At 75.7% G+C, this 1,697-nt stretch carries 2 protein-coding genes; one reads left to right on the forward strand and one right to left on the reverse strand.

The window, feature by feature from the left end; genetic code table 11:
* Positions 1–813, reverse strand: an 813-nt coding sequence (locus tag E0D90_RS25460; protein ID WP_130800267.1) for an MFS transporter, incomplete at its 3' end; no start/stop codon positions are given.
* Positions 814–866: 53 nt separating this feature from the next.
* Between E0D90_RS25460 and E0D90_RS25465 the strand changes: the two genes are divergently transcribed.
* Positions 867–1,613 (forward strand): AraC family transcriptional regulator, encoded by a 747-nt coding sequence (locus E0D90_RS25465; protein WP_130800268.1) that lies wholly within the window; start codon positions 867–869, stop codon positions 1,611–1,613.
* Positions 1,614–1,697 lie beyond the last annotated feature (84 nt).

Raw genomic sequence — 1,697 nt, forward strand, 5'->3', positions numbered from 1 at the left:
GCCCACCACCGTGCCCACCGCCCCGCCCAGATAGAGCGTGAACAGGGCGATCGTCCCCGCCGTCGCCCCGCCCCCGGTGCGTTCCTGGGTGTACAGGGAGATGAAGGCGGCGAGACCTACGAAGACGATCGACCGGGTCACCACGGCACCGGACAGCAGCAGGAACGAACGCCAGTCGTCGGACCCGCTCCCGACCGCGGTCCCGCCCGCCTTCGGGCCGTTGTCCCGGCCCGCACCGGCCGCCGGTTCCACCTCGGAGAGGGAGCGCAGCGCCGCCAGGCACAGCGCGGCACCGGCCAGGGCGGGCACCACCAGCAGCGGTGACGCCCCCAGCCCGCCGGTGGCGACCACCGCCGTCACCAGCAGCGGCCCCCCGGCGAAGCCGAGGTTGCCGCCCAGCAGGAACCACGCCATCCCCCGGTGGCCCGCCCCGCTGGCCGCGCGCGCGGTCCGCGCCGCCACCGGATGGTAGGCCGCCACCCCCACGCCGGACAGCGCGATCACCGCCAGCGTCAGCGCGTAGGACCCCGTCACACCGCTGAGCGCCACCCCGACCCCGCCGACCAGCGTGCTCACCGGCAGCAGCCACGGCATCCGGCGCCGGTCGGTCAGCACGCCGAACAGCGGCTGCACCACCGAGGACAGCAGGGAAGCGGCCAGCACGATCCCGGAAGCGGCGGCGTAGGAGTAGGCCCGCTCGGACACGAAGTACGGCACCAGCGCGGCCACCGCCCCCTGGTACACGTCCACGCAGGCGTGGCCGGTCGACAGCAGGAGCACGGGCCGGCGGCTCACCGGTTGGTTGCTCGGCACCGGACCATCGTCCCGGCCCGTGGCCTGTCGCACTTCCGATAACGTGCCAAGGTATGCCTGACATCCGCCACGCCCCGGTCGCTCCCACCCGGTCCCGCCCGGTGGCCGCCGGCGAGACCGTCGACGCCCACCGCCACGACCAGCACCAGGTGCTCTACGCGGGCTCCGGAGTACTGGCGGTCACCACCCGGTCCGGGACCTGGGTCGCGCCACCCACCCGCGCCCTGTGGGTCCCCGCCGGAACGGTCCACAGCCAGCGCGCCGACGGACGGCTGGAACTGCACACCTTCGGCCTGCCGCCCGCCGACAACCCGCTCGGGCTGAGCGAACCCACCGTCCTCGCCGTCTCCCCGCTCCTGCGGGAACTGATCCTCGCCTACACCCGTGCCCCCAGGGAGCCGGGGCCGGCACGCCGCAGGCTCCGCGCGGTGCTACTGGACCAGCTGCGCGCCTCCCCGCAGCGGCCCGTCCACGTACCGGCCGCCGCCGACCCCCGGCTGGCCGCCGTCTGCGACATCCTGCGACGCGACCCGGCCGACCCCCGCACCCTCGCCGAACTCGCCCGCCACTCCGGCGCGGGCGAACGCACCCTCACCCGGCTGTTCCGCGCGGAGTTCTCCATGACGTTCCCGCAGTGGCGCACCCAACTGCGGCTCTACGAGGCGCTGAAGCTGCTCGCCGACGGCGCCGCCGTGACGACCGTGGCCCACCGGTGCGGCTGGGCCTCCGCCAGCGCCTTCATCGACGTCTTCCGCCGGGCCTTCGGCCACACCCCGGGTAGCTGGGCCCGCTCACACTGACCCGGCGGTCCCACCCGGCGCCGTCCGCCCGGGCGGGCCCACCTCACGGGCGGGCCCACCTCACGGGCGGGCCCACCCCCCGGG

This window comes from Streptomyces otsuchiensis (assembly GCF_004305975.1).
GTDB classification, from domain to species: Bacteria; Actinomycetota; Actinomycetes; order Streptomycetales; family Streptomycetaceae; genus Streptomyces; species Streptomyces otsuchiensis.